Source organism: Pseudomonas spelaei (genome assembly GCF_009724245.1).
In the GTDB taxonomy this organism is placed as follows: Bacteria; Pseudomonadota; Gammaproteobacteria; order Pseudomonadales; family Pseudomonadaceae; genus Aquipseudomonas; species Aquipseudomonas spelaei.
This window is the reverse complement of sequence record NZ_WNNK01000005.1, coordinates 58763-84172: the sequence shown is the minus strand read 5'-3', so window position 1 is coordinate 84172 and position 25410 is coordinate 58763. Positions and strand designations below refer to the sequence as shown.

At 59.4% G+C, this 25410-nt stretch carries 19 protein-coding genes; 11 read left to right on the top strand and 8 right to left on the bottom strand.

Annotation, left to right across the window (positions count from 1 at the left end; translation table 11 throughout):
• Positions 1 to 81: 81 nt before the first annotated feature.
• Positions 82 to 771 (bottom strand): response regulator transcription factor, encoded by a 690-nt coding sequence (locus tag GNF76_RS07805; protein ID WP_155582603.1) that lies wholly within the window; start codon positions 769 to 771, stop codon positions 82 to 84.
• Between the two features lie 115 nt (positions 772 to 886).
• Here GNF76_RS07805 and GNF76_RS07800 point away from each other — a divergent pair, with 115 nt between their 5' ends.
• The 5 genes from GNF76_RS07800 to GNF76_RS07780 all read left to right on the top strand — a co-directional run bounded on the left by GNF76_RS07800 (position 887) and on the right by GNF76_RS07780 (position 8989).
• Positions 887 to 1579, top strand: coding sequence for a response regulator transcription factor (locus GNF76_RS07800; RefSeq protein WP_155582602.1), 693 nt, complete (start codon positions 887 to 889; stop codon positions 1577 to 1579).
• Positions 1557 to 2915 (top strand): sensor histidine kinase, encoded by a 1359-nt coding sequence (locus tag GNF76_RS07795; RefSeq protein WP_155582601.1) that lies wholly within the window; start codon positions 1557 to 1559, stop codon positions 2913 to 2915. Before GNF76_RS07800 ends, GNF76_RS07795 begins: the two co-directional genes overlap by 23 nt.
• A 222-nt stretch (positions 2916 to 3137) precedes the next feature.
• Positions 3138 to 4382, top strand: coding sequence for a multidrug efflux RND transporter periplasmic adaptor subunit MexE (gene mexE, locus GNF76_RS07790; RefSeq protein WP_155582600.1), 1245 nt, complete (start codon positions 3138 to 3140; stop codon positions 4380 to 4382).
• Positions 4383 to 4397: 15 nt separating this feature from the next.
• Positions 4398 to 7577 carry an efflux RND transporter permease subunit gene (locus tag GNF76_RS07785; RefSeq protein WP_155582599.1) on the top strand — a complete coding sequence of 1060 codons (3180 nt, stop codon included), beginning with the start codon at positions 4398 to 4400 and terminating at the stop codon, positions 7575 to 7577.
• A complete protein-coding gene (locus GNF76_RS07780; protein ID WP_155582598.1) occupies positions 7574 to 8989 on the top strand; it encodes an efflux transporter outer membrane subunit in 1416 nt (471 codons plus the stop codon). The genes GNF76_RS07785 and GNF76_RS07780 overlap by 4 nt, the downstream gene beginning before the upstream one ends.
• A gap of 87 nt (positions 8990 to 9076) precedes the next feature.
• Here GNF76_RS07780 and GNF76_RS07775 read toward each other — a convergent pair whose 3' ends face one another.
• Entirely contained in the window at positions 9077 to 10093 is a 1017-nt protein-coding gene (locus GNF76_RS07775; protein ID WP_155582597.1) for an AraC family transcriptional regulator, read from the bottom strand.
• Positions 10094 to 10261: 168 nt separating this feature from the next.
• On the opposite strand from GNF76_RS07775, the gene efeU reads away from it, so the two are divergent.
• From efeU to efeO (GNF76_RS07755), 4 genes are read left to right on the top strand one after another with little or no spacing between them, the layout of a single operon-like run.
• On the top strand, positions 10262 to 11110 hold the full coding sequence (gene efeU / locus GNF76_RS07770; protein WP_155582596.1) for an iron uptake transporter permease EfeU: 849 nt from the start codon (positions 10262 to 10264) through the stop codon (positions 11108 to 11110).
• A gap of 10 nt (positions 11111 to 11120) precedes the next feature.
• A complete protein-coding gene (gene efeO / locus GNF76_RS07765) occupies positions 11121 to 12323 on the top strand; it encodes an iron uptake system protein EfeO (RefSeq protein WP_155582595.1) in 1203 nt (400 codons plus the stop codon).
• A gap of 13 nt (positions 12324 to 12336) precedes the next feature.
• Entirely contained in the window at positions 12337 to 13647 is a 1311-nt protein-coding gene (efeB, locus tag GNF76_RS07760) for an iron uptake transporter deferrochelatase/peroxidase subunit (protein ID WP_155582594.1), read from the top strand.
• A 26-nt stretch (positions 13648 to 13673) separates the two neighbouring features.
• The gene (gene efeO, locus GNF76_RS07755) at positions 13674 to 14492 is read left to right on the top strand and encodes an iron uptake system protein EfeO (RefSeq protein ID WP_155582593.1); all 819 of its coding nucleotides are present in this window, start codon (positions 13674 to 13676) and stop codon (positions 14490 to 14492) included.
• Positions 14493 to 14555: 63 nt separating this feature from the next.
• Here the strand turns inward: efeO (GNF76_RS07755) and GNF76_RS07750 are convergent, their stop codons facing one another.
• A complete protein-coding gene (locus GNF76_RS07750; RefSeq protein WP_155582592.1) occupies positions 14556 to 18218 on the bottom strand; it encodes a hypothetical protein in 3663 nt (1220 codons plus the stop codon).
• 174 nt (positions 18219 to 18392) lie between these two features.
• Positions 18393 to 19736, bottom strand: a complete 1344-nt coding sequence (gene pssA / locus GNF76_RS07745; protein ID WP_155582591.1) for a CDP-diacylglycerol--serine O-phosphatidyltransferase — start codon at positions 19734 to 19736, stop codon at positions 18393 to 18395.
• 124 nt (positions 19737 to 19860) lie between these two features.
• On the opposite strand from pssA, the gene GNF76_RS07740 reads away from it, so the two are divergent.
• Together GNF76_RS07740 and GNF76_RS07735 are read left to right on the top strand one after the other, a co-directional pair.
• On the top strand, positions 19861 to 20424 hold the full coding sequence (locus GNF76_RS07740; RefSeq protein ID WP_155582590.1) for a TetR/AcrR family transcriptional regulator: 564 nt from the start codon (positions 19861 to 19863) through the stop codon (positions 20422 to 20424).
• Positions 20425 to 20459: 35 nt separating this feature from the next.
• The gene (locus GNF76_RS07735) at positions 20460 to 20939 is read left to right on the top strand and encodes a nuclear transport factor 2 family protein (protein ID WP_155582589.1); all 480 of its coding nucleotides are present in this window, start codon (positions 20460 to 20462) and stop codon (positions 20937 to 20939) included.
• 76 nt (positions 20940 to 21015) lie between these two features.
• On the opposite strand, the gene GNF76_RS07730 is transcribed toward GNF76_RS07735, so the two are convergent.
• The 4 genes from GNF76_RS07730 to GNF76_RS07715 all read right to left on the bottom strand — a co-directional run bounded on the left by GNF76_RS07730 (position 21016) and on the right by GNF76_RS07715 (position 25311).
• Entirely contained in the window at positions 21016 to 22176 is a 1161-nt protein-coding gene (locus GNF76_RS07730; RefSeq protein ID WP_155582588.1) for a PQQ-dependent sugar dehydrogenase, read from the bottom strand.
• Positions 22177 to 22222: 46 nt separating this feature from the next.
• Positions 22223 to 22540 (bottom strand): hypothetical protein, encoded by a 318-nt coding sequence (locus GNF76_RS07725; protein WP_155582587.1) that lies wholly within the window; start codon positions 22538 to 22540, stop codon positions 22223 to 22225.
• Positions 22541 to 22784: 244 nt separating this feature from the next.
• A complete protein-coding gene (gene lpxO, locus GNF76_RS07720) occupies positions 22785 to 23684 on the bottom strand; it encodes a lipid A hydroxylase LpxO (protein ID WP_155582586.1) in 900 nt (299 codons plus the stop codon).
• Positions 23685 to 23961: 277 nt separating this feature from the next.
• Positions 23962 to 25311, bottom strand: coding sequence for an LPS O-antigen chain length determinant protein WzzB (locus GNF76_RS07715; protein WP_379652551.1), 1350 nt, complete (start codon positions 25309 to 25311; stop codon positions 23962 to 23964).
• Positions 25312 to 25410 lie beyond the last annotated feature (99 nt).

Below are 25410 nucleotides of genomic sequence, written 5' to 3'. Positions count from 1 at the left end.
GCCGCTGTGGACAGGTCCACGAATGCGTCAAAGATAGCGAGAGGTGCCTGGCAGAGCGTTCGCCGGCAGATAAACTTTTGTTTAATCGCGGCTTGCGGTGCCCTCGAAACTGTAGCCGGCGCCGGGAATGGTCCTGATCAGTGAGTAGTCAAAGCCCTCGTCCAGTTTGCGGCGCAGGCGGTGAATGTGTTTGTCGATCACGTTGTCGTTGGGGTCGAAGTCGTAGTCCCAGGCGCTGTCGAGCAGCATGTCGCGGGTCACCACCTGGCCGCTGTGGCGCATGAGTTTCTCCAGCAGCAGCGCTTCACGGTGTTGCAGGACAATCGCCCGCCCCTGGCGCACCGCGGTGCGGGTCGCACAATCGAGCTGCAGCTCACCCACCTCCAGGGTGCGCGTCGGGCTGCCGGGCTGATCGCGGCCACGCAACAAAGCGTCGAGCCGGGCCAGCACCTCGGCGAAGGCATAGGGCTTGCCCAGGTAATCATCGCAGCCGGCTTGCAAGCCTTCGACCTTGTCCGCCGTCGAGGACTGGGCACTGAGCATCAGCACCGGCACCCGCCGCTGTTGCGCGCGCAAGGCCTTGACCAGCCCGAGACCGTCCAGGCCCGGCAAGCGTCGGTCGACAATCAGCGCATCATGAATACCTTCCAGGGCCATGCCCAGGCCGCTGTTGCCGTCGCTGGCAACATCGACGACATGCCCGCCCTCCGTCAAGCCGCGCAGCAGGTACGCGGCGGTCTGGTCATCGTCTTCCACCACAAGAATGCGCAAGGAGGCGCCTCCAGCAAAAACTAAACTTTAATTTATCCTGCGGGAACGTGGCACCGCAGCAGGCTTTGCCACACTATGCCATCTCTGCCCCGAAGACGTGACCGGTTCCCTTGCCATGACCCATGTTCTGGTCGTTGAAGACGACTTAGCCACTGCCCGCGAAATAGAAGCTGCCCTGTGTGACCACGGCTTCACCGTCACCCTTGCCGACAACGGCCGCGATGGCCTGTTGAAAGCCTTGAGCGAACCGTTCGACCTGATCGTGCTCGATCGCATGCTACCGGGCGGTGTCGATGGCCTGGGCGTGCTCACCGCCCTGCGGGCCGCTGGCACCGCGACGCCGGTGCTGATTCTCAGCGCCTTGAGCGCCCTCGACGAACGAGTCCGTGGCCTGCGTGCCGGTGGCGATGACTACCTGACCAAACCCTTTGAATTCATCGAACTGACCGCCCGCCTCGATGCCTTGAGCCGGCGCCGCGCCGAGCCGTCGGCGCCTGCCCAGGAGACTCGGCTGCGGGTCGGCAACCTGGAAATCGACTTGCTGCGCCGCACGGTGCGCCGTGGTGAACGCATCGTTGACCTGGTACCCCGGGAATATGCCTTGCTCGAACACTTGATGCGTAATGCCGGGCAAGTCATCACCCGCACCATGCTGTTTGAAGCCGTGTGGAATTACAGCTACGACGAGCGCACCAACGTCATCGAAGTACACATCGGCCGCTTGCGGCGCAAGATCGATGGCGAAGGCGACGGGCAGATGATCCACACCGTGCGGGGAGCCGGCTATGTCCTCCGTTCGCCTGAGTGAAATACCGCGCACCATCAGTTTTCGCACCGGGCTGCTGTTTCTGGGGCTGTTCGGCTGCTCGTTCCTGGCTTTGTTCGGCTACATCTATTGGCAGACCGCGTTTTACCTGAAAGGCGAAGCCGACGCCGCGCTCTACCAGCAAGTGGAGAACCGCAGCGCACAAGCGCCCGAGGTTCAGTTGCAGGAAATCCGCAAGCATGCGGTGCAAGACGTCGAAGGTCGCTTGCCCCACAGCCTGTTCGACGCCCAAGGGCAGTACATCGCCGGGGTGATCCGTGAGTTGCCAGACTTCACCACCTATGACAAACCCCAGGAGTTCCGCTGGCTCAAGAGCAACGGCCACCATCGCCCCGTGCGGTTCATCGCGCACCGCCTGGCAGACGGCAGGATCCTGCTGGTCGCCCAGGACATGCACGATATTCGCGAGTTCGACGAACTGCTGATCAACGCGCTGATTTCCGGCGGTGTACTGTTGCTGGTGGTCGGCCTGATCGGCGCGGTGGTGCTGGGGTTTTCCGCCCACCGGCGTCTGGACAAGGTCAGTCGCTCGATCAAGGGCATCATTGAAGGCGACTTGACCGGCCGGCTGCCGATCCAGGGCAATAACGACGACATCGACCGCCTCGCCTCGGTGGTCAACGGCATGCTCGACGAACTGGAGCGCCTGATGAGCGAGGTCAAAGGCGTCTGCGATGACATCGCCCACGACTTGCGCACCCCGCTGACCCGACTGATCGCCGGCCTGGAGCGCGCCCAGCGACGCGGCCTGGACCAGGCGCAGTACGCCGCCAGCATCGACTCGGCGCTCACCGAAGCCAAGGGCCTGCTGCTGACCTTCAAGGCACTGCTGCGTATTTCGGAAATCGAAAACAGCGCCCGCCGCAGTCACTTCGCCCCAGTGGACTTGAACCTGATCGCCGCTGATGCGGCAGAACTCTACGAACCGCTGGCCGAGGAGCGCGGCATCCGCCTCACCGTCGACAACAGCCAGGCCCCAGCGGTGATGGCCGGTGATCCGCAACTGTTGTTTGATGCGTTGTGCAATCTGCTGGATAACGCCATCAAGTTTTCGCCGGATCACAGCCACGTACGCGTGAGCGTGATTGCGGACGGGGCCGCCGTGGGGGTGCGCGTAGAGGACAACGGGCCGGGCATCCCTCAAGCCGAACGCGAGGCCGTGCTGCGCCGCTTGTATCGGGCCGAATCCAGCCGCCATACGCCGGGCAACGGGCTGGGCTTGAGCATGGTCTCGGCGGTGGCACGGCTGCATGACATGAAGCTGACGGTGAGCGATGCGGCACCAGGATGTCGAGTGGACTTACTGGGCAAGGAATAACAAAGGCCGACTGCGCGTACCCGATAATGTTCCTTGCGCCTTGTGCAACAGTCTTTTGCTATCAGCCACATTGATAGCCCCCTAACGAAAGCCCCATGCTAGAGGGCTCGATTCGCGCTTATATCATTCCGAATGATAGTTACCTTTGTTTCATTCGATTCGTGAGACAGCACCTCGCCGAGCATGATCCGCCCATCTCAAATACATTGGCGGATGCACCTCATGGAACAGTCACTCAAACATTTGCGCTATCCCCTGGCCATTTTGGCCGTGCTGGTGATGAGCGCATGCGGCAAAACCCCTGACCAAGCGGCCGCCATGCCACCGAGCAAAGTGAGTGTGGCAAAAGTCATTGAACAACCTGTCAACGAGTGGGACGAGTTCACCGGTCGCCTGGAAGCCCCGGAGACCGTGCAGATTCGTCCGCGCGTGTCCGGCCAGATCGACCAGGTAGCCTTCACTGAGGGTGCACTGGTCAAGAAAGGCGACTTGCTGTTCCAGATCGACCCGCGTCCGTTCCAGGCCGAAGTGCGCCGCCTCGAAGCCCAGCTTGCACAAACCAAAGCCGCCGCGACCCGCAGCGATAACGAGGCCCAGCGCGGCGAACGCCTGCGCCAGAGCAACGCGATCTCCGCCGAACTGGCCGACTCGCGCACCACCGCCGCCCAGGAAGCCCGCGCCGCTGTTGCCGGGATCCAGGCGCAGTTGGACGTGGCCAAGCTGAACCTGAGTTTCACCCGCGTCACCGCGCCCATCAGTGGCCGTGTCAGCCGTGCCGACATCACCGCCGGTAACCTGGTGACCGCCGATGTCACTCCACTGACCAGCGTGGTCTCCACCGACAAGGTGTACGCCTACTTCGACGCCGATGAACGCGTGTACCTCAAGTACACCGAACTCGCCCGCGAAGGTCGTCGTGGCGCCACCACCCCGGTGTACCTGGGCCTGTCCAACGAAGACGGCAACCCGCACCTGGGCCAGATGAACTTTGTCGACAACCAAGTCAACCCGGCGACCGGCACCATCCGTGGTCGCGCCGTATTCGACAACACTGACGGGCGCTTCACCCCGGGCTTGTACGCACGCCTGAAACTGGTGGGCAGCGGTACCTACTCCGCCGTATTGATCAACGACGAAGCCGTCGGTACAGACCTGGGCAAGAAGTTTGTGCTGGTGATGGATGGCGATAACAAGTCGTCGTACCGCGCCGTGGAACTGGGGCCGAAGATCGAAGGTTTGCGCATCGTACGCAGCGGCCTGAACAAGGACGACACCATTATCGTCAAGGGCCTGCAGCGGGTTCGCCCGGGATCGCCGGTAGCGCCGGAAACCATCCCGATGGCCAGCAAGGAAACCCTCGCCGCTTTGGCACAACAACGACAAGCGCTTGAAGCCAGCAACCTAGAGCAAGTGACGCCGGATAAAGCCGCGCCCAAGCTCGCAAGTAGCGCGACTCCACGCGGTTAAGGGACAACACACAAGATGAATTTTTCCCAGTTCTTCATTTCGCGGCCGATCTTCGCAGCGGTGCTGTCGCTGTTGATCCTGATCGCCGGCGCTATTTCGCTGTTCCAGCTACCGATCAGCGAATACCCGGAAGTGGTGCCACCTACCGTGGTGGTACGCGCCAACTTCCCGGGCGCCAACCCGAAGGTTATCGGTGAAACCGTTGCCGCTCCTCTAGAGCAAGCCATTACCGGCGTCGAGAACATGCTGTACATGTCCTCGCAGTCGACGGCTGATGGCAAGATCACCCTGACCATCACTTTCGCCCTTGGTACTGACCTGGATAACGCCCAGGTGCAGGTACAGAACCGTGTCACCCGGACCCAGCCCAAGCTGCCCGAAGAAGTGACCCGGATCGGTATCACCGTGGACAAAGCCTCCCCCGACCTGACCATGGTTGTGCACTTGACCTCACCGGACAAGCGCTACGACATGCTCTACCTGTCCAACTACGCCATCCTCAATATCAAGGATGAGCTGGCGCGCCTGGGCGGCGTGGGTGACGTGCAATTGTTCGGCATGGGCGACTACTCCCTGCGGGTGTGGCTGGACCCGAACAAGACCGCTTCACGCAACCTGACCGCCACGGATGTGGTGACTGCGATCCGCGAACAGAACCGTCAAGTGGCCGCCGGTGCCCTGGGCGCACCGCCTGCGCCGAATGCCACCAGCTTCCAATTGTCGGTCAACACGCAGGGCCGTCTGGTTACCGAGGAAGAGTTCGAGAACATCATTATTCGCGCAGGCGATAACGGTGAGATCACCCGCCTCAAAGACATCGCACGGGTAGAACTGGGCTCCAGCCAGTACGCCTTGCGTTCGTTGCTCAACAACCAGCCGGCGGTGGCGATCCCGATCTTCCAGCGTCCGGGTTCCAATGCCATCGAAATCTCCAATGAAGTGCGCGCCAAGATGGCCGAACTCAAGAAGAGCTTCCCCGAAGGCATGGATTTCAGCATCGTCTATGACCCGACCATCTTCGTGCGAGGCTCCATCGAGGCGGTGGTTCACACCCTGTTCGAAGCACTGATCCTGGTGGTGCTGGTGGTGATCCTGTTCCTGCAAACCTGGCGCGCCTCGATCATTCCGTTGGTGGCGGTGCCGGTATCGTTGATCGGTACCTTTGCGGTGATGCACCTGTTTGGTTTCTCCCTCAACGCCCTGTCGCTGTTCGGACTGGTATTGGCCATCGGTATCGTGGTGGACGACGCCATCGTGGTGGTGGAGAACGTCGAGCGAAACATTGAGCTGGGCCTGCAACCGTTCGAGGCCACCAAAAAGGCCATGAGCGAAGTGACCGGCCCGATCATCGCCACGGCGCTGGTGCTGTGTGCGGTGTTTATTCCGGCGGCATTCATCAGCGGCTTGACCGGGCAGTTCTACAAACAGTTCGCGTTGACCATTGCGATTTCGACGGTGATCTCGGCCTTCAACTCGTTGACCTTGTCCCCTGCCCTGGCCGCTGTGTTACTGCGCAGCCATGACGCGCCGAAGGATCGCTTCTCGAAAATCCTCGACGGGATCTTTGGTGCCTGGTTGTTCCGTCCATTCAACCGTTTCTTCGATAAGGCCAGTCATGGTTACGTCGGCACCGTACGCCGGGTGATTCGTGGCAGCGGCATTGCGCTGTTCCTGTATGCCGGCCTGATGGTGCTGACCTGGTTCGGTTTCGCCCACACCCCGACCGGTTTCGTACCGGCCCAGGACAAGCAATACCTGGTGGCCTTCGCCCAATTGCCGGACGCTGCGAGCCTGGACCGCACCGAAGACGTGATCAAGCGCATGTCTGACATCGCCCTGAAACAGCCAGGCGTGGAAAGCGCCGTGGCATTCCCGGGCTTGTCGATCAACGGTTTCACCAACAGCCCCAACAGCGGCATCGTGTTCGTGACCTTGAAGCCGTTCGACGAACGGAAAGGTGCGGGCATGTCCGCCGGTGCGATTGCCGGGGCGTTGAACGGCAAGTACAGCGACATTCAGGAAGCCTACATGGCGATCTTCCCACCGCCGCCGGTACAGGGCCTGGGCACCATTGGCGGGTTCCGCCTGCAAGTTGAAGACCGTGGCAACCTGGGGTACGACGAGCTGTACAAAGAAGTGCAGAACATCATCACCAAGAGCCGCACCGTGCCGGAACTGGCCGGGTTGTTCACCAGCTACACGGTCAACGTGCCGCAGGTCGATGCCGCTATCGACCGGGAAAAGGCCAAGACCCACGGCGTGGCGATCAGCGACATCTTCGACACCCTGCAGATTTACCTGGGTTCGCTGTATGCCAACGACTTCAACCGCTTCGGTCGGACCTATCAGGTCAACGTGCAGGCTGAGCAACAGTTCCGCCTGGATTCCGAGCAGATTGGCCAGTTGAAAGTGCGCAACAACAAAGGCGAGATGATCCCGTTGGCGACCTTTATCAAGGTCAGCGACACCTCGGGCCCGGACCGTGTGATGCACTACAACGGCTTCATTACCGCCGAGATCAACGGTAACGCGGCACCGGGCTACAGCTCTGGCCAGGCGCAGATTGCCATCGAGAAACTGCTCAAAGACGAGCTACCCAACGGCATGACCTACGAGTGGACCGACCTGACCTATCAGCAAATCCTCTCGGGCAATACTGCGCTGTTCGTGTTCCCGCTCTGCGTACTGCTGGCGTTCCTGGTACTGGCCGCCCAATACGAAAGCTGGAGCCTGCCGCTGGCAGTGATCCTGATCGTACCGATGACCCTGCTGTCGGCCATCACCGGGGTGATTCTCTCCGGCGGCGACAACAACATCTTTACCCAGATCGGCTTGATCGTACTGGTGGGGCTTGCCTGTAAGAACGCGATTCTGATTGTCGAGTTCGCCAAGGACAAACAGCAGGAAGGCCTCGACCCGCTCGCTGCGGTACTGGAAGCCTGCCGCCTGCGTCTGCGGCCGATCCTGATGACCTCGTTCGCCTTCATCATGGGCGTGGTACCTCTGGTGTTCTCCAGCGGTGCCGGTGCCGAGATGCGTCATGCCATGGGCGTGGCGGTGTTCTCCGGGATGATCGGGGTGACCTTCTTTGGTCTGCTGCTGACGCCAGTGTTCTACGTACTGATCCGGCGCTTCGTCGAACGCGGCGAAGCCCGCAAAGCGACCAAGGCCTTGACGCTGGAGGCACAGCAATGAGCGTGAAAGTGTTCCTGCCGAGCTTGCTGGTACTGGCGCTGAGCGCCTGTGCCGTGGGCCCGGACTATAAAACCCAGACTCCGGCGGCGGCCAATATCACGGCCGCCGCCGACGCCAAGCAGTATGACCATGCGAAGTTCGAAGGCATCTGGTGGCAACAGTTCGACGACCCGACCCTCAACCAGTTGGTGACGCAATCCCTGCAAGGCAACCGTGACCTGCGCGTAGCGTTTGCCCGCCTGCGGGCTGCGAGGGCAATTCGTGATGATGCGGCCAACGACGTCATGCCAGTGATCACCAGCCGTGCCAGCAGCGACGTGGGCAAGGGCCAGGTGCCTGGCCAGACCACCCAGCGTGTCCGCAGTGAGCGCTATGACCTGGGCCTCGATATGGCCTGGGAAGTGGACTTGTTCGGCCGCATTCGCCGTAACCTGGAAGCCAGCGACGCTGACCAAGAGGCCGCCGAAGCTGACCTCTATCAACTGCAAGTCACCATGATTGCCGAGTTGGTGGACGCTTACGGTCAACTGCGGGGTGCGCAACTGCGTGAAAAAATCGCCGTGGCCAACCTGAAAAACCAGGAAGACTCGCGCGGCATTACCGTCAGCCTGCGGGACGCCGGTGTTGGCGATCAGCTTGACGTGGAGCGTGCCGATGCGCGCCTTGCAGCGGTTGAAGCCAGCGTGCCGCAACTGCAGGCCGAAGAAGTGCGCGAGCGTAACCGCATCGCCACCCTCCTCGGCCAGCGCCCGGACAAACTGACCGTAGACCTGAGCCCGAAAGACCTGCCGGCGATTGCCAAGGCTTTGCCGATTGGTGATCCGGGGCAACTGCTGCAACGTCGCCCGGACATTCTCAGTGCCGAACGCAAACTGGCCGCCGCCACCGCGCGGATCGGCGTGGCCAAGGCCGACCTGTTTCCACGGGTCAGCCTCAGCGGCTTCCTCGGCTTTACCGCCGGGCGCGGATCGCAGATCGGCTCGGCCGCCGCCAATGCCTGGTCCCTGGGCCCGAGCATTACCTGGGCGGCATTCGATCTGGGCAGCGTGCGAGCGCGTTTGCGCGGTGCCGACGCTGAAGCTGATGGCGCCCTGGCGACCTACGAACAGCAAGTATTGCTGGCTCTGGAAGAGTCAGAGAATGCGTTCAGTGATTACGGCAAGCGCCAACAACGTTTGGTCTCGCTGATTCGTCAGAGTGAGTCCAGCCGCGCCGCTGCTGATCTGGCTGAGATTCGCTACCGCGAAGGCACCGTGGACTTCCTGGTGTTGCTGGACGCCCAGCGTGAACGCCTGGCCGCCGAGGATTCACAGGCTCAGGCCGAAGTGGATCTGTATCGCGGCATCGTTGCGATCTACAAAGCGCTGGGTGGTGGCTGGCAGCCGAATACGACGATCGCCAGCGCCAAGTGATGTAAAGAGCTCCTTTGGTTGGTCGCATCCAGCCAATTTTTAGCCCCGTGTCTCATTCGGTCGCGGGGCTTTTTTTTGCCTGGCATATCAGTTGGCTTCGTTGAGAATCAAGCTGCGATAGTGCCCCGGATTGGACCCCGACCACTTGCGAAACGCTTTGTAGAACGAGCTGACATCGGCAAACCCCAGGCGGGTGGCGATCTCGACAAAACTGATCTCGGGATCTGCCAGCCAGATAATCGCCAGCTCCTTGCGTACGCTGTCCTTGAGCCCTTGGTAGGTCTGCCCTTCTTCCGCCAGACGACGGCGCAGGGTCGAAGCGGAAATGCACAGGGTGACGGCCAGTCCTTCGGTTTCCGGCCAGCTTTCGGCGGGCATCTGGCGCAGGTCGTTCTTGATGTGCATGGCCAGGCTGTCGGGGTCGCGGTATTTGACCAGGATGTTAGCCGGCGCACGGGCCAGGAAACGCTTGAGTTCCTCGGCGCTGCGCTTGATAGGCCCATCGAGGCAATCAGCGGAAAAAATCATCCGTGTGCGTGGCCGATCAAAGCGCAGGTTGTCGGAAAACATCACTTGGTAATCATCACAGAACGGCGGCTGCGGGCAGCGCAGTTCAATCGCGAGGATTGGAATGCGCCGACCTGCCAGCCAGCACGCGACGCCGTGGACGATTATCCAATAGGCAAAATAGGTGAACGCCCGTTTGGGTTCGGGCTCCGGTTCCAGCAGTACGATTTCAGCCAGGCTTTGCTGGCGCACCAACTGCGCGGGCATGCGTTCAAGCATCAACGAGAGAAACGCCAAGCCGGTTTCCAGACCTGCGCCGACGCTGAGTTGCGCCATGGACGCGCGACACAGGAACGCCAGGCTGCCGGACTTGAGCTTGCGCGGGTCCATGCCAAAAAACTCATCGTCCATGCGCCGTGCCAACAAGCGCCATAGCCGCGCATAAGCCATGGCCGGGACGCGGGCGGCAGGTTGTTCCAGCAACGCAGGATCAATCCCGACCTTGTTCAGGACTTCATCGGTCGCCGCACCGGGTGCACAGCTCTGTAGCAGGGCTTCGCGGACCAGATGGATGGAGATGGTGTCTTTTTCCGCCATAACGTGTGAGGTAGCCCGGTTGTGCTGGAGATGTCGCGCATCATAGTGGGCGCAACGCCTCACCACCACCGTTCAGCCACCGTTCAGTAAATGTCAATAATAGCTGTTTAGTAATGAGTATCATTATGTTACAAATTAGCATCCTATCTAATTACGATTCGGTGCCGAATGCTTGTTCCATTTCTAATCATGTTGCGCGAAGGGATTGAAGCGGCATTGATCGTTGGCATTATCGCCAGTTACCTGAAGCAGACAGGCCGCGGCCAGTGGATGCCCGCCGTGTGGATCGGTGTATTTCTCGCCGCCGCCCTGGCGTTGCTGGTCGGTGGTGGCCTGGAACTGATGAGTGCGGAGTTTCCGCAAAAGCAGCAGGAATTGTTTGAAGGCATTGTCGGCCTGGTCGCCGTAGGCATTCTCAGTTCCATGGTGTTCTGGATGCGTAAAGTGGCGCGCTCCATCAAGCATTCCCTGCATCAATCCCTCGATCATGCGCTGACCGGCTCCAGGCATCAGGTCACGGCGTTGATTGCCATGGTGTTTTTCGCGGTGGCACGGGAAGGCCTGGAAACGGTGTTTTTCCTGCTCGCCGTCTTCCAGCAAAGCGAAGGCCCGGCTGCGCCTATTGGCGCCCTGCTCGGCCTGATCCTGGCAATTATCGTCGGCTTCCTGATCTATACCGGCAGCATGCGTTTGAACCTCGGTGCGTTTTTCCGCTGGACCGGCCTGTTCATTCTGGTAGTGGCCGCCGGCATCCTTGCCAACTCGGTGCAAGCGCTGCACGAAGCCGGGGTCTGGAATCACCTGCAAACCGTGTTGTTCGACTTTAGCGCCAGCCTGCCCATGGACGGCCCGCTGGGCTCCGTGCTGGCCGGGATGTTCGGTTATCAGGATGCGCCGACGACCAGCACGCTGGGTGCTTACCTGATCTATCTGGTGGTGGCCCTGGTGATGTTCTTCCTGCCAGCGGCACCCGCCAAACCTGCCGCCAGCAGCACTTCTTCCGTTTCCAGCCAGTAAGGACCGTCTCTTGTCCAACCAATCCCCTCAACCGGCCTCGCCTCCCCGCGCCCTGCGCTGGGCGGTGGCCGGCTCGGTGGTCGTGATGATCGCCGCCGGTGGCCTGTTCTACTATGCCTCACAACTGGCCGCTGCCAAACGCCAGGTTAACCACAACGAAATCGCTGTGACCATCCACGCCCATAGCTGTGAACCCAACGCGCTGACCGTACCGGCCGGCCGTGCCAGCTTCCGTATCATCAACCGCTCGGACCGGGCGGTGGAATGGGAAATTCTTGACGGTGTGCTGGTGGTTGAAGAGCGGGAAAACATCGCTCCGGGCTTGAGCCAAGTGATTAACGCCAACCTGCTGCCGGGCGATTACGCGATCACCTGCGGCCTGCTGAGCAACCCGCGCGGCACCTTGCATGTGACCCCGACGGCCGAATCGGACGCCCAGGCCAAGGCCAAGCCGTCGATGGTGGCGTTTATCGGGCCGCTATCGGAGTTTCGCGTGTACCTGAGCAGCCAGGGTGGCGCACTGATCAAGGCCGTGGCCGCTCTCGACCAGGCCATCGAAGCCGCAGACCTGAACCAGGCTCAGGCGCTCTATGTGCCGGCCCGCGAGGCTTATCAACGCCTGGCACCCGCCTCGCAACGCCTCGCGGAACTGGATAACGCCATCAACGCCCGTGCCGATTACTTCGAAAAGCGCGAGCAGGACCCAGCGTTCAGCGGTTTCCACCGTATTGAGTACGCATTGTTCCAGCAACGTAGCACTGACGGCCTGACGCCGATTGCCCAGCGCTTGCTGACCGACGTCACCACCCTCAAGCAACAGTTGCTGGCCCAGTCGCTGCCACCGGAACAACTGGTGAGCATTCTGGTGCGCAACCTCAACAGCCTGGCCGACGTTCGCGCCGCCAGCGGTGAAGAAGAGCGCTACAGCCACATCGACCTCAACGGCTTTGCCGCCAACCTGGACGTGACCCGCAAGGTGCTCGACCTGATGCGGCCGCTGCTGACCAAATCAGCCGCTGACCTGCTGCCCGGGATCGACAGTGCCCTGACAGCCCTTGACGCCGAACTCAATGGTTTGAAGGTCGATAACCGCTACACCGCGTACGACAGCGTCACCGCCGATCAGCGCAAGCAGATCGCCGACAAGGCCAAGGCTCTGGCCGTTGCACTCGATGGAATCGATCCCGCCCTTGGCCTCTCCGGCCTACAGTGAAGACCCCAGCTAAATGAGTGATTCAGATCAGTGCTCCTTCAACCCTCAGCGTCGTCGCGTATTGCTGGGTATGGCCGCCACCGGTGCAGCGATTGCCGGCAGCAGCCTGAGTTGCCCGGCAATGGCCGCCGGCGCCGCCCAAGTCACCACGGCGCCGAGCAGTAACAACACCCGGGACCACCACGACTTCCACGGCAAACACCAGACCGGCATCGTCACCCCGCGCCCGGCCTGCGGCATGATCGTGTCCTTCGACGTGCTGGCCAGCGACCGTGAGGATCTTACGCGGTTGTTCCGCACCCTGAACGAGCGCATCAGCTTCCTGATGACCGGCGGCACTGTCGCGCAAGTTGATCCGAAACTGCCGCCTACCGACTCCGGAATCCTCGGCCCGGTGGTGACACCAGACAACCTGACTATTACCGTATCGGTGGGTGAGTCGCTGTTCGATGAGCGCTTCGGCCTGACCGACGCCAAGCCCAAGCGGCTGATACGCATGGTCGGCTTCCCCAACGACGCTCTGGAACCGGCCCAGTGCCACGGTGACTTGAGCCTTCAGTTCAGTTCCAACACCCCGGACACCAACATCCACGCCCTGCGCGACATCGTGAAAAACCTGCCGGACCTGTTGCTGGTGCGCTGGAAGCAGGAAGGCAGCGTGCCGCCCCAGGCCCCCGCCCGACCCGGCACACCTGCGCAGAGTGCGCGCAACTTCCTCGGTTTTCGTGACGGTTCGGCCAACCCCGACTCCAACGACAACAAGACCATGGACCAGATTGTCTGGGTCCAGCCTGGCAGCGACGAACCCACCTGGGCAGCCAACGGTAGCTATCAGGCGGTGCGGATCATCCGCAACCTTGTCGAGCGCTGGGACCGCACCCCCTTGCAGGAGCAGGAAAGCATCATCGGCCGAATCAAGGCCAGTGGCGCGCCCATGGACGGTCAAAAAGAAACCCAGGTCCCCGATTACAGCAAGGACCCGGAAGGCAAGTTGACCAAGCTCGATGCCCATATCCGCCTGGCCAACCCGCGCACCCGCGAGACCCAGGCCAACCTGATCCTGCGCCGGCCGTTCAACTATTCCAACGGCGTCAAAACAAACGGTCAATTGGACATGGGGCTGTTGTTCATCTGTTACCAGGCTGACCTGGAAAAAGGCTTCATCAGCGTGCAGACCCGGCTGAACGGCGAGCCCCTGGAGGAATACCTGAAGCCGGTCGGCGGCGGCTATTTCTTCACGTTGCCGGGCGTTACAGGGCCCCAGGATTTCATTGGGCGCACCTTGCTGGATGCGACACACCCACAAACCACTGCCAATACCTAAAACAAACCCACAGCGGAAACCGTCCCATGAAAAAGTCGTCTCTCGCGTTGTCGTTGTTAATGTCCTTGTCTCCACTGGCGGCCTTTGCCGCTACAGCCCCGCTGGACCTGGTTGGCCCGGTGTCGGACTACAAGATCTACGTCACCGAAGAAATCGGTGAGTTGGTGACTCAGACTCAAGCCTTTACCGACGCTGTGAAAAAAGGCGACTTGGCTACCGCCAAGAAACTCTATGCACCCACCCGCGTGCACTATGAATCCATCGAGCCGATCGCCGAGCTGTTCAGCGACCTCGACGCCTCTATCGACTCCCGGGTCGACGACCACGAAAAAGGTGTAGAGGCCGAAGACTTCACTGGCTTCCACCGTATCGAGTACGCACTGTTCTCCAAGAACACCACCGAAGGTCTGGGCGCCCTGGCTGACAAGCTGAACAACGATGTCAAAGACTTGAAGACGCGCGTCGACGGCCTGACCTTCCCGCCGGAAAAAGTCGTCGGTGGTGCCGCTGCGCTGCTGGAAGAAGTCGCCGCCACCAAGATCTCCGGTGAAGAAGACCGCTACAGCCATACCGACCTGTATGACTTCCAGGGCAACATCGACGGTGCGAAGAAAATCGTCGACCTGTTCCGTCCGCAGATCGAGAAGCAAGACAAGGCGTTTGTCGCCAAAGTCGACAAGAACTTCGCCACCGTAGACAAGATCCTGGCCAAGTACAAAACCAAGGATGGCGGTTTTGAAACCTATGACAAGGTCAAGGAAAACGACCGTAAGGCCTTGGTTGGCCCGGTCAACACCCTGGCGGAAGACCTGTCGACCCTGCGCGGCAAACTGGGTTTGAACTGATCGTTACCCGACTTACCTTTCGCCCGGTTCGCCTGAGCAAAAGGTAAGTCGGTACGCCAGATGTCAGCGTGAAGCGGCCACGGCAAAACCTGCCAGTGGCGTCCCAAAGGGCTGCCCACTGCGCAGATCGATCGCGTACCAATGCCCGTTGTCTCGAGCCGCTCGAGTATCAGTCCCCTGGTATTCGCCAACCTGGCTCACCACCGTCTCCACGGCCCGGACTTTGGGCGTACTGACGCTCTGACCGGCAGCAACCATCCAATAGCAGCGCAATTTCTCCTCGGCTGTCAGCAGGTGTGGAGCCACCTTACCCAACTTTACCGCTCCGCGGGTTATCAGTTGAGGCAACTTGACCAACCCCTTGGTCGCCGCTTTAACCATCGCCGAATAGCCATCAACCGGATTAAATGCGGCGCTGGCAAACAGCACCGTTTGTTTAACGAAATCAAATGCCCTGTCACTAAAGGCTACTGCGGGTTTTGCCCAAGCTATCTTCGGCAACGCAGGGCTGACGGACGACCCAAGTCGGCCAATCATCCGGGTTAACGGATTGGGCACCAAGGCCCTGGCCGAACGTATCAGGGCACGTGCCTGAGCTCCGGCGCCGATGGCCACCCCCACCAAGTCCAGTGCCAGGCTGGTCATGCCGTTGCCTATGTCGCCAGCCGCAAACGCTTGGTAAGCCCCCACAAACGGCACTAGCCCCCGCAAGATTCCATGCTCCCGTGCGATGGCCTCTCGGTGTTTTTCCAGAGCAAGTGGCTCCCTTGCTCTTTCGAGCATGCTGCCTTGGGTCTCATAGAAATTACCCTGGGCAATGTGATTGGCAATGCTTGACGTCTTTTGCGATAAATAGCTGTTTGGCACGAACGTCTGTGGCATTGCATTACTCGGCAACACACGGCCAGAAAGACTGACGCCAAGCCTTTCAACAATGACACCCGGCGAAGAATGCCCCGACCGAGGATCCGATCCGCTGCAATACGCTGCAAAATCAAATGGCTGATCACTGCCCCAATGAAAGGGGATGAAGCGATCCGTCTTGCGCAAATCCGACTCTTGCCGAATGACTCCATTGAGTTTCAGGCTACGAGGCAAATCATCACGCTTGATAATCTTTCCTTTGGCAAAGACCTCGTAGTAGTGAACCTGCCCGTTATGCTCAACACGCATCAGCGTGCATTGGCGTCCTCTGGCGACAGCTCGCTGCTCGCGGGTTTCCTCCAGCGCGTTCTCACCGGTTTCGCTTCGCAGGGTAAACAACTCGACTGTACCCAACTCCAGAGCCTGACGATCAGCCAGGGGCAACTCTGCAATCATGAGTTTGAGCTTGGTGGCATAGGCGCCCTGAAGGCTTTTACGATGATCGTTGACCGCCGCTTCCAGCAAGCCGCCAAGCTTGGGCAAGCGACGGATCAAGGTATCCAGTTCAGTACGCTTGTGCGCGGGAGCTTCAGGTGCCTGGTAGTGTTGCATCGCAGTGGCAGCCGGTCGCCCTTGGGGGATGGGCACATCGCGGGTCAAGATCCACTTCCCTGGTGTCAGGTCGCCTGTCATGTAGGTCTCAATAATGGAGCGCGTCCGGGGCTCGGATACCGCCATGTTCCTGCGTACCTGCGCGTCGGCAATCTGTACGGTCATCGCCTTCAACTCATCCGCAGTGGTTCCGGGAAAAGCCCTGAGCAGCTCCTTGATGGCCAGGGATTCTCGAGTTGGCAACGGGGCAGCGGCCTTGGTGAAGGCCGCGCTGGCTTCCACTCGTTGCTTGAAGAAGGCCTGGCTGGCACTCTGGATATCATGTTGGGAATACTCACCATCACTGCGTTCGCGAATGACCCCGTTAAGCACCCCCCAATCGGCCATGATCTTGAGCCCTTGCAGTTGCATCAGGGTCTGCTGTGCTTGGCTGGCAGGGCTCAATGTGGTCAGAGTGGTGACCTGTTCTTCGTTCATCGCACGGGATGTCCCGGGTGCGTGACTGTCGGCCATTGCACACCCCAAACGCAGTTCCATCCAGGCTGGCGTGCCAATATGCACTGCCTCAGGAACATCCCTGACTAGAAACTCCGGTGCGGCTTGACCCAGGCAAACATGAGCGGCCAGCACCGCCATTTTCGGATCAACACCCTTCTTCTCATGCAGATGCTTTTCAATATCAGCCCGCACTGCATCCAGTGAACGCCCCATGTTGGCGGGCTGATAAATCTCATACCCAGCCACTTCACCCGGCTTGCCGGGCATGTCGGGATCGACATGGAGTTTGATCGCTGCAATGGCCAATTGCTGGCGGACTTCCTTTGAAAGCCCTGGACCGCCGTGAGCTGCGCCATACCAATTCACCGCCCTGCCCAGTTGCTCACCAAAAGCCAATGCGTCCGGGCTATTGAGCAGGTTGTCCAGGTGTTTGGCAGTATCCGTTCGCAGCTCCTGCGGCGTCTTGCCCGACAACACGATGAACCCTCGAGATTGAGCCCCGGCCAACCGGGTCCGAGCCAAAGAGCCAAGGGTGCTTTTGTCGCCCTCGGTCAGTTGGCCTGGCGCCCACTCCCGGCCCATCAGACCGGCGTAATCTCCAAGGGATGGCGCCGGTGGCAAGGCTGTTCGCAACCATTGAATGATATTACGTGCCTCACCGGCAGTGCGGGGCGACCCCAGGCCCTTGAAATCAATGAGCTGACGCATGTCGTAGCGCGGTGTCGAATACAGAGCGTTGCCCAGTGGCACGCTGAGGGCCACCAAGGCATTGAGTTCGTTGTTGAGGGACTCCACACCTTCGACATAACGCGTGAGATTGCGCCAGCCGCCGACAGGCATCAATCGCTCAAACTTGCCCTGAGACACTCGAAAGGGCAGGTCAGACCGATCCGCACCCTCTTGCCTGAGCAACTCGCGCATTTGCGGCAACTCGGTAAAGCGCCGCAGCCGTTCACGTGCGGCCTGATCACCCTTGGACAGAAGCGAATCCGGTGACAGTGAGACGGTCTGTTCAGACCAATCCACAGGCCCCTCATCCGGCAAGTCAGCGGCCAACAGAGAAAGTTGATCGGCCAGCGCCTCGCGCTCTTGCAAATCACCAATGGTCTGCCTGACGCAATCAAGGGCAGCAGCCCGATGGCTGAGGTCATCGGCGGACAGGGACAGACCCTCGGTGCGTAGCCGACTGATGAGTAAATCGATGTCTTGCTGTGAGTCGGGCGCTTGAAGACCGAAGGCCTGTATCACAACGTCGCGGGGCATCCAGTGATCATCATCGCCTACATAGCTCAGCCCTTGATCCGCCGGGTCCAGCAGCTCGCGAATCCCACGCAGTTTCACAGAGGCCTGCCACCATCCTGAATCGTCCGAGGTTGTGAACTTCACGGCGGTATACACACCGTCACGCTTGACGTAACCCTGAATGAAATCCTTGTGCACGGTGAGCGAAGTGGTTTCCAGGCCTGTGCTTTTTATCCAATCCTGCACGCATGGTTGATTCAGCAACTGTTGGTAGACGGTCAGTGCAGGGGACAACGTACTGCCTGCAGGCACCTGCACCATGGAATGCCCGCTTGTCATCGCGGCAGATAGTCGCTCTGCCAAGGTCGCGTCTGCCGCATTGCGGTCAGTAGTCTCGTTGTGCAAGGAGCGCTTGATGCGTGGCATCAGTTGCGGGGAAGACGTCGGTAACGTTGTGCGGGCAGCGGTGCTCGGAATTGATTGCCGGGGGGTGGTCATTATCAACGGCATATTCATGTCCTCTTCGGCTGAGTCCCTGAAAATCGGATCCGTGCCTCCATGAACGGTAAGCGCCAGTGTATGAAGCCTGCCGCCCTACCGCCTGTCATCCCCTTCCGAAAGCAGAAAGGGATGACGGAGCAAGCCCCGTCATCCCCTTTTACCTGCCACTGCTACCTATCGCCCCTAGAGGATTCGATAAAGCAATCGCTCGATCCGTACGCGGCTGACTCGGCGCAAGAACTTGCCCACAGCCTCGGGGTACTCCAGCAGCGTCTGCAATTGCTGATAGCGCTCGATCCGCGAGGTGTGCTGGAAGATTTCGGCGAGTTCAATATGCCGTGGCTCCAACCATTCGCCCTTGGGGTCATCGATCAACAAGCCGTTTTCCAGGTCCAGGCGGAACGCTCGTGGATTGAGGTTGTTGCCGGTGAGCAAGGTGTAGCGCTGGTCGACCCACATCCCCTTGAGGTGGTAGGTATTGTCGCCGTCGTGCCACAAGTGCAGGTTCAACTGGCCGCTGTCGATCATCGACTGGTGACGCTTGGCAAAGCGCCGCAGGCTGATTTCGTACAGGTAGGGCAGCGCGGCGATCACCTTGAACGGCTCGCTGGGCGGGATGTAGAAGTCGTTGGCCGTCTTGTCGCCGACGATGATGTCGATCTTCACCCCGCGCGCCAGGGCGCGGTTGATTTCCCGGGTAACGGGCAGCGGCAGGTTGAAGTACGGGGTGCAGATAGTCAGTTGGTGTTGGGCGCTGGCAATCAACTCGCAGATGACCCGGCTCAACGGGTTGTTCTTGCCGACGCCCAGCAACGGGCTGACCGACAAGTTACCGTTGGCCACACTGCCGGCGCTGGTGTCATAGGCCGCATGCTTGAGGCGGCTACGCAGGTCGCCAATGTCATTGCGCAAACTGCGGGTACTCGGCAGGTTCGGCAGGTCCAGTCGGTGCACCGCCTTGGAGGCCACCAAACCGTGCTCCACCAGGTGCTGCATCGAGTCGGCCAGCGCCTTGTTGTCAATCAGGTGATAGCGATCAAAACGGTACTTGTCGAACTTGTGCAGGTACACATTGTTGAGGCTCGCACCGCTGTACAACACGCCGTCATCGATGACAAAACCCTTGAGGTGCAGAACGCCAAACAGTTCGCGGGTTTGCACCGGTACGCCATACACCGGCACAACACTTGTGTGGGACTGGGTCATGGCCTGATACCAGGCGCTGTTGCCCGGCTGCTTGCCTGCACCGATCAGGCCGCGCTGGGCCCGCAGCCAGTCAACCACTACCACGATATCCAGCTCGGGCCGTGCGGCTTTGGCCGCGTGCAGAGCATCGTATATCTCCTGCCCGGCCTCATCCTGCTGCAAATACAGCGCAACGATGTAGATACGCTGGGTGGCCTGGGAGATTTTTTCCAGCAGGCAACGACGAAACTCAGCGGCGCCGGACAACACGCCGATGGCGTCGGGAGTGAGAGGAAAACCGCGCAGCTTGGGCAACAGGGAGCGTTTGAAGAACGACGGCATAGGGCTCGCAATGGGTCTAATCCGAAGAGCCAGAGAGCTTACACCATGGGCGGACTCAGGTCTTGTTGTTGAAATGTAAAATAGTTAATTGACTAAGAAGAATGATCGTTCTACTGTGTTCACCATGAACAATATGACTAGCAACGAAACTCGCGACATCATCCTGGATGTCACCGAAAAGTTGATCTACAAAAGTGGCATTGCTGCCACGGGCATGGATCTTCTGGTGAAGACCGCCGGCGTTTCCAGAAAGAGCATCTACCGTTACTTCGCCAACAAGGACGAGCTGGTCATCGCCGCCTTGCAGCGTCGTGATGAACGCTGGATGCAATGGCTGCGCGACGAGGTGGAACGTAGCGAAACTACCGGCGGGCGCCTGCTGGCGTTGTTCAGTGCGCTCAAGGCCTGGTTCGGCTCCGCCGACTTTCGCGGCTGCGCGTTCATCAACACCAGCGGTGAAACCGGTAACCCCCAGGACCCTGTGCGCCTGTTGGCCAAGGCCCACAAACAGAAACTGTTGGAATACGCCCTCGAACTGTGTAGAGCACATGGCACCCCCGACCCGGAACAACAGGCCGCGCAACTGCTTATCCTGGTCGATGGCGCCATTACCGTTGCCCTGGTCATGGGCGATTCAACCGCTGCCGATAACGCGCAATACATGGCCAAAACGTTATTGAAACTTTGACGCAACTTTCATCTGAACTGTTCAGGAGTGGTCCTATGTCATCCAACACAGAAGTGCGCCCACCGCTGCCGCCGTTCACCCGCGAGTCGGCCATTGAAAAGATCCGCTTGGCCGAAGACGGCTGGAACTCCCGGGACCCGCAACGAGTATCGATGGCCTACACCCTGGATACGAAGTGGCGTAACCGCGCCGAGTTTGCCAACAACCGGGAAGAGGCCAGGGGGTTCCTGACGCGCAAGTGGGCCAAGGAGCTGGATTATCGGCTGATCAAAGAACTGTGGGCCTTTACCGACAACCGTATCGCCGTGCGTTACGCCTACGAATGGCACGATGATTCCGGCAACTGGTTTCGCTCCTATGGCAACGAAAACTGGGAATTCGACGAGAACGGCCTGATGTCCAATCGTCACGCCTGTATCAACGACCTGCCGATCAAGGAAAGCGAACGCAAGTTCCGCTGGCCGCTGGGACGGCGTCCCGACGAGCATCCGGGGTTGTCTGAACTGGGGCTGTAACCGCTGGCCGATGCACGAGGCTGCGATGGGTATCCGCACGGTGGCCATTGCGCCGCCCATCACAGCCTCGTGCCAGTCAATCCTGATTCAATCCCACTCGATACAGCCCCCCATTATCCTCATCCGTCAGCACATACAAAAACCCGTCCGGCCCCTGTCTTACATCGCGGATTCGCGCTTTCAAACCGCCCAGCAGGCGCTCCTCGTGAATCACCTTGTCACCGTCGAACTGCAGGCGGATCAGCTCCTGACTGGCCAACGCCCCGATAAACAGGTTGTGCTGCCAGGCCTTGAAACGATCGGCGTCATAGAACGCCATACCACTGACGCCCGGCGATTTTTCCCAGACATGGTGAGGCGGCACGGTGCCTTCAACGGTCTTGCCCTTAGCCTCGGGAATCGGCGTCAAGGAGTAGTTGATGCCATGGGTCGCCAACGGCCAGCCGTAGTTTTTCCCACGTTCAATGATGTTGATCTCATCACCGCCCCGTGGGCCGTGTTCGTTTTCCCACAGGGTGCCGCTCCACGGGTTCAGCGCCGCGCCCTGAGGGTTGCGCTGGCCGTAGGACCAAATCTCGGGCCGGACCCCTTCCTGGCCGACAAAAGGGTTGTCTTGCGGCACGCGACCATCAGGGAAGATTCGTACGACCTTGCCTTGCAGCTTGTCCAGGTCCTGGGCGGTCGGGCGGTCGTTGTTTTCTCCCAGGGTCACAAACAGGTAGCCATCACGGTCAAACACCAGCCGTGAACCGAAGTGATTGCCCGTGGACAGCTTGGGCTCCTGGCGCAGAATCACCTGGAAGTCCTTCAGCCCGCTCAGGTCGTCCGCCAGTCGCCCGCGTCCTACCGCTGTCCCGGCAGTCCCTCCCTCACCGCCACCTTCGGCGTAGGACAGATACACCAACCGATCCTGCTTGAAGTCCGGCGACAGCACCACATCCAGTAAACCGCCCTGCCCCTTGGCCCAGACCTTCGGCACGCCGCTCAAGGGTGCGGACAGCTTGCCGTCAGGACTGACAAAGCGCAGGTTGCCGGGACGCTCAGTCACCAGGAAGCCTTGCTTGTCCGGCAGAAAGGCCACTGCCCAGGGATGATCCAGACCCTGGACAATCGGGGTAGCTGTGACGCTGCCTTGCTCGCTGGGAAACTGTTGAATATCGGCAGCGAAAACAGCAGGCGCCAAGGGCAGCAATGCGCTGGCGCAGAAGGTTGCTAGAAGGGTTTTGCGTAGAGACATACCGTGGATTTCCTTCTTCTCTTTACACACTCAATCGCTGCAGCCTTCAAGGCTGGCGGTTGCCATTGGCGTCGCGGGTGGGGGCTTGTGGCTGGATCGCTGGCGGCGTTGGAGAGGCATCACGTTGTGGATAACGGTTGCCGATCCCGCCATTCTCCAGGGTCTGCTGGCGAGGCACAGGCGCGATGCTGGTGCCGCGAACGGTCGGCGTATTGGGCTGAGTACCCTGCATGCTGTTGGGATTGGCCCGGTGAATAGGGCTGTTATAGGGATTGTTGTTGCCAGGCAGGTTTTGCGCCTGAACCAGCGAGGTGAGTGCGAGGCCCAACGCCAGCACTGCGAGATTGCACATACGGATGTTCATGACAAAGCCTCTTTGTAGCGAGTACCTGCTTTCGATAACACGCTACGCCTTGGGTTCGGCTTTGGTAACTAAATAGTTTCTCATCAGGTGTAACACGATCTGTCTGAGCAGGCCGTGCCAGCCCGTCGACAGAATGTCAGGGGCCATCTGGAAAGGAGGAATGGGGGGACGCCAATCGGCTGAGGGTCAGCAAGCAGATGAGGGATAAAGCAGGGAACGAGGCTGGCCCGCTCCCGAGCGGTACTTAGATGAGTAGGAAGATCGCCGCCAATCCTGCGAAAATCGCCCATTTCTCCAAGTAGTAGCGTGCGCGGTTGCGCTTCTTGAGTTCTTTGCCACGCAGGCGAATCTTGTACAGCCGGGTAAAAGCCCGGTTCAACCCACCCGTCTTGTCGCCGGCATCATTGGGCGAACCTGCAGCGGCCATCACATTGCGGCTGAACCAGCGGTTGAATGCCGCCGCCCAGCGATACTTCATGGGCCGTTCGATATCGCAGAACAAAATGATGCGATTGTGCGGCGTGGTGTTTTCCGCGTAATGAATGTACGTCTCGTCGAACATCACCGGCTCACCGTCACGCCAGTAGTAACTCTCACCGTCGACATTGATGTAACAACCGGGATCGTTAGGTGTCTCCAGGCCCAAGTGGTAACGGTAGGAACCGGCGTACGGATCGCGGTGGCGCACCAGTTTGGAGCCCGGTGGCAACTCGGCGAACATCGCCGCCTTGACCGAGCCAATGCTTTGCAAGAGCTCGGTGGTGCGCGGGCACAGCTTCATGGCCGAAGGATGGCTGTCGCCATACCACTTCAGATAAAAACGTTTCCAGCCCGACTTGAAGAACGAGTTGAACCCCACATCGTTGTACTGATCCGAGCGCTTGATCTCCCCTGCCCGCATCAGGTTCTGGCCTTCCTGGCGTATCTCTTCCCAATGCTCCTGTAACGGGCTCAGATCCGGAAAGTCGCTGGGGGACAGATAAGGTCGGCTGGGCAGTTTGGAGAACAGGTAGAGAAAGCAATTCACCGGTGCCAGGAAGGTCGAGTGATCGCTTAACTGACGGCCCAGCTTATGTCGCACCCGGCCACGCAGGTGCACATACGCAATGGAGACAACGTAGAGAGCAACAATAATGAGTTTCAAGGTAATTCGTCACAAGTCAGAAGAGAACAGGCTGCTCCTGCGTGCCCACGACGGCCGAGGATTGAATAAGCAGCACCTGAAATCACATTTCACAAACAGGTAACACGTCCGGCTCGGTGATAATCCGGGCGTGGCCATTGGCTGCTATTTTAGCCACAGTTTGTAACCAAAGGTTAATTAAGAATTGTGAAAAGGTGTCCAAATGCTTGGACCAGGCACCGCAAACAATCAAGAGTAGCAGCGAGGAGAGAGGCCTTTGCCCCCCTCCTGTCTCCCCTTAAACCAGAGGCTCGTCATCCTTTTGCTCACGCAGACGAAGGCGACGATCATCCTCGGATAAGCGGGGTACAACCTCACGCTGGGCCAGGACGCAATGGCGAATCAACGCTGCAATGACCCCCAATACCAATCCGACAACCAGGCTCAAGGCAATAACCAGAACCTTTTTCGGTTTGATCGGGCTCAGGGGCTCTTGCGCACGACGGTCGATTGTTACCAGTTTCACGGTGCTCATATCAATGTTCAAGCTACGCAGCCGTGCCACTTCCGCGCGCAATGGATCAACATCTTTCAGGAAGAGGTCTTCATTCCCACGCTTCTTCAGAACCTCAACCTCACGGTTGGTATTGAGCAACTGCAAGTCTTTGCCGATTTCAGCAATGCGTGGGTTGGTGAAGTCGTCGCTGGTACGCTGCTGCAAAGCCGCACGTTCGGCCTCCAGCGCTTCGGTACCCATGAAATACAGCGGGATTTTCTGGTTGTTGACCTCGGTTCGCATGACCTGACTTGAGCCACTGCGCGACGAGTCAGCCATGGACGATGGTGTGGTAGGCGTTTTTATACCCATGGACTTGGCAATGGAAATCGCCTCGGCCAGTTCCGCCAGGCGATTGGTGCGCTCCATTTTCATCTGCAGGCGCAATGCACTGAGCTCATCTTCCAACTGTGCCCGCTTGAGCTTGTCGCCTTCGAGCAGTTTGGCGATCTTCGACTCCTTATCGGTGTCGTAGTTGGCGCGAGCGGCGTCGATCTTGCCTTTGAGTTCATTGAGACGGTTGTTGACGATGACCTTGAGGTCAGCACCGATCTGATCACGTGCCGAGGCAAGGGCGTAGTCCACGAAACCATTGAGAATCGCCACACCGTCAATGTCTTTGGGGTACTGCAACTCAAGACGCAGATAACTGCTCAGTGAGTCAGCCTTTTTAGGGTCGGGGAGTATCAGGTTGATTGAATTGCGATTGAACTCTTCAAAGCTCTGTTCGAGAGTCTGCCCTGGCTTCTGAAACGGCTTGAACAGTGCTTCGTTGGTTTTGAAGAAGCCCAGGCGGGCTTCATAGGAATCCAGTTCAGACCCCACCTTGGCCAACGCGTCTGCCGGTGGCAACTTGTAGACTTCGGAACGATTGAGCGCATCCAGTTCGTTGATCGCTGCCGGGCGTAACACGCTGCTCACCTGATATTCCCGCGGAGCCAGGAATGCATAGCCGACGCCCACCACCCCGGCAAGAATAGTGCACCCAATGATCAGCTTTTTTTGTCGCCAGATGGATTGAAACAGTTCAAACAGGTCAATTTCGTCTGATACAGCTTGAGCTTGGATCTGAGGAGTTTTATTCAAAATCATTGCATCCTGAAAAGTTGACACTCAACGTCTGGAAAGCACCGTCAACCTGAGTAAATGATCAAAAAAACAGGGGCAACGCCCTGGACATCGAACATGCGC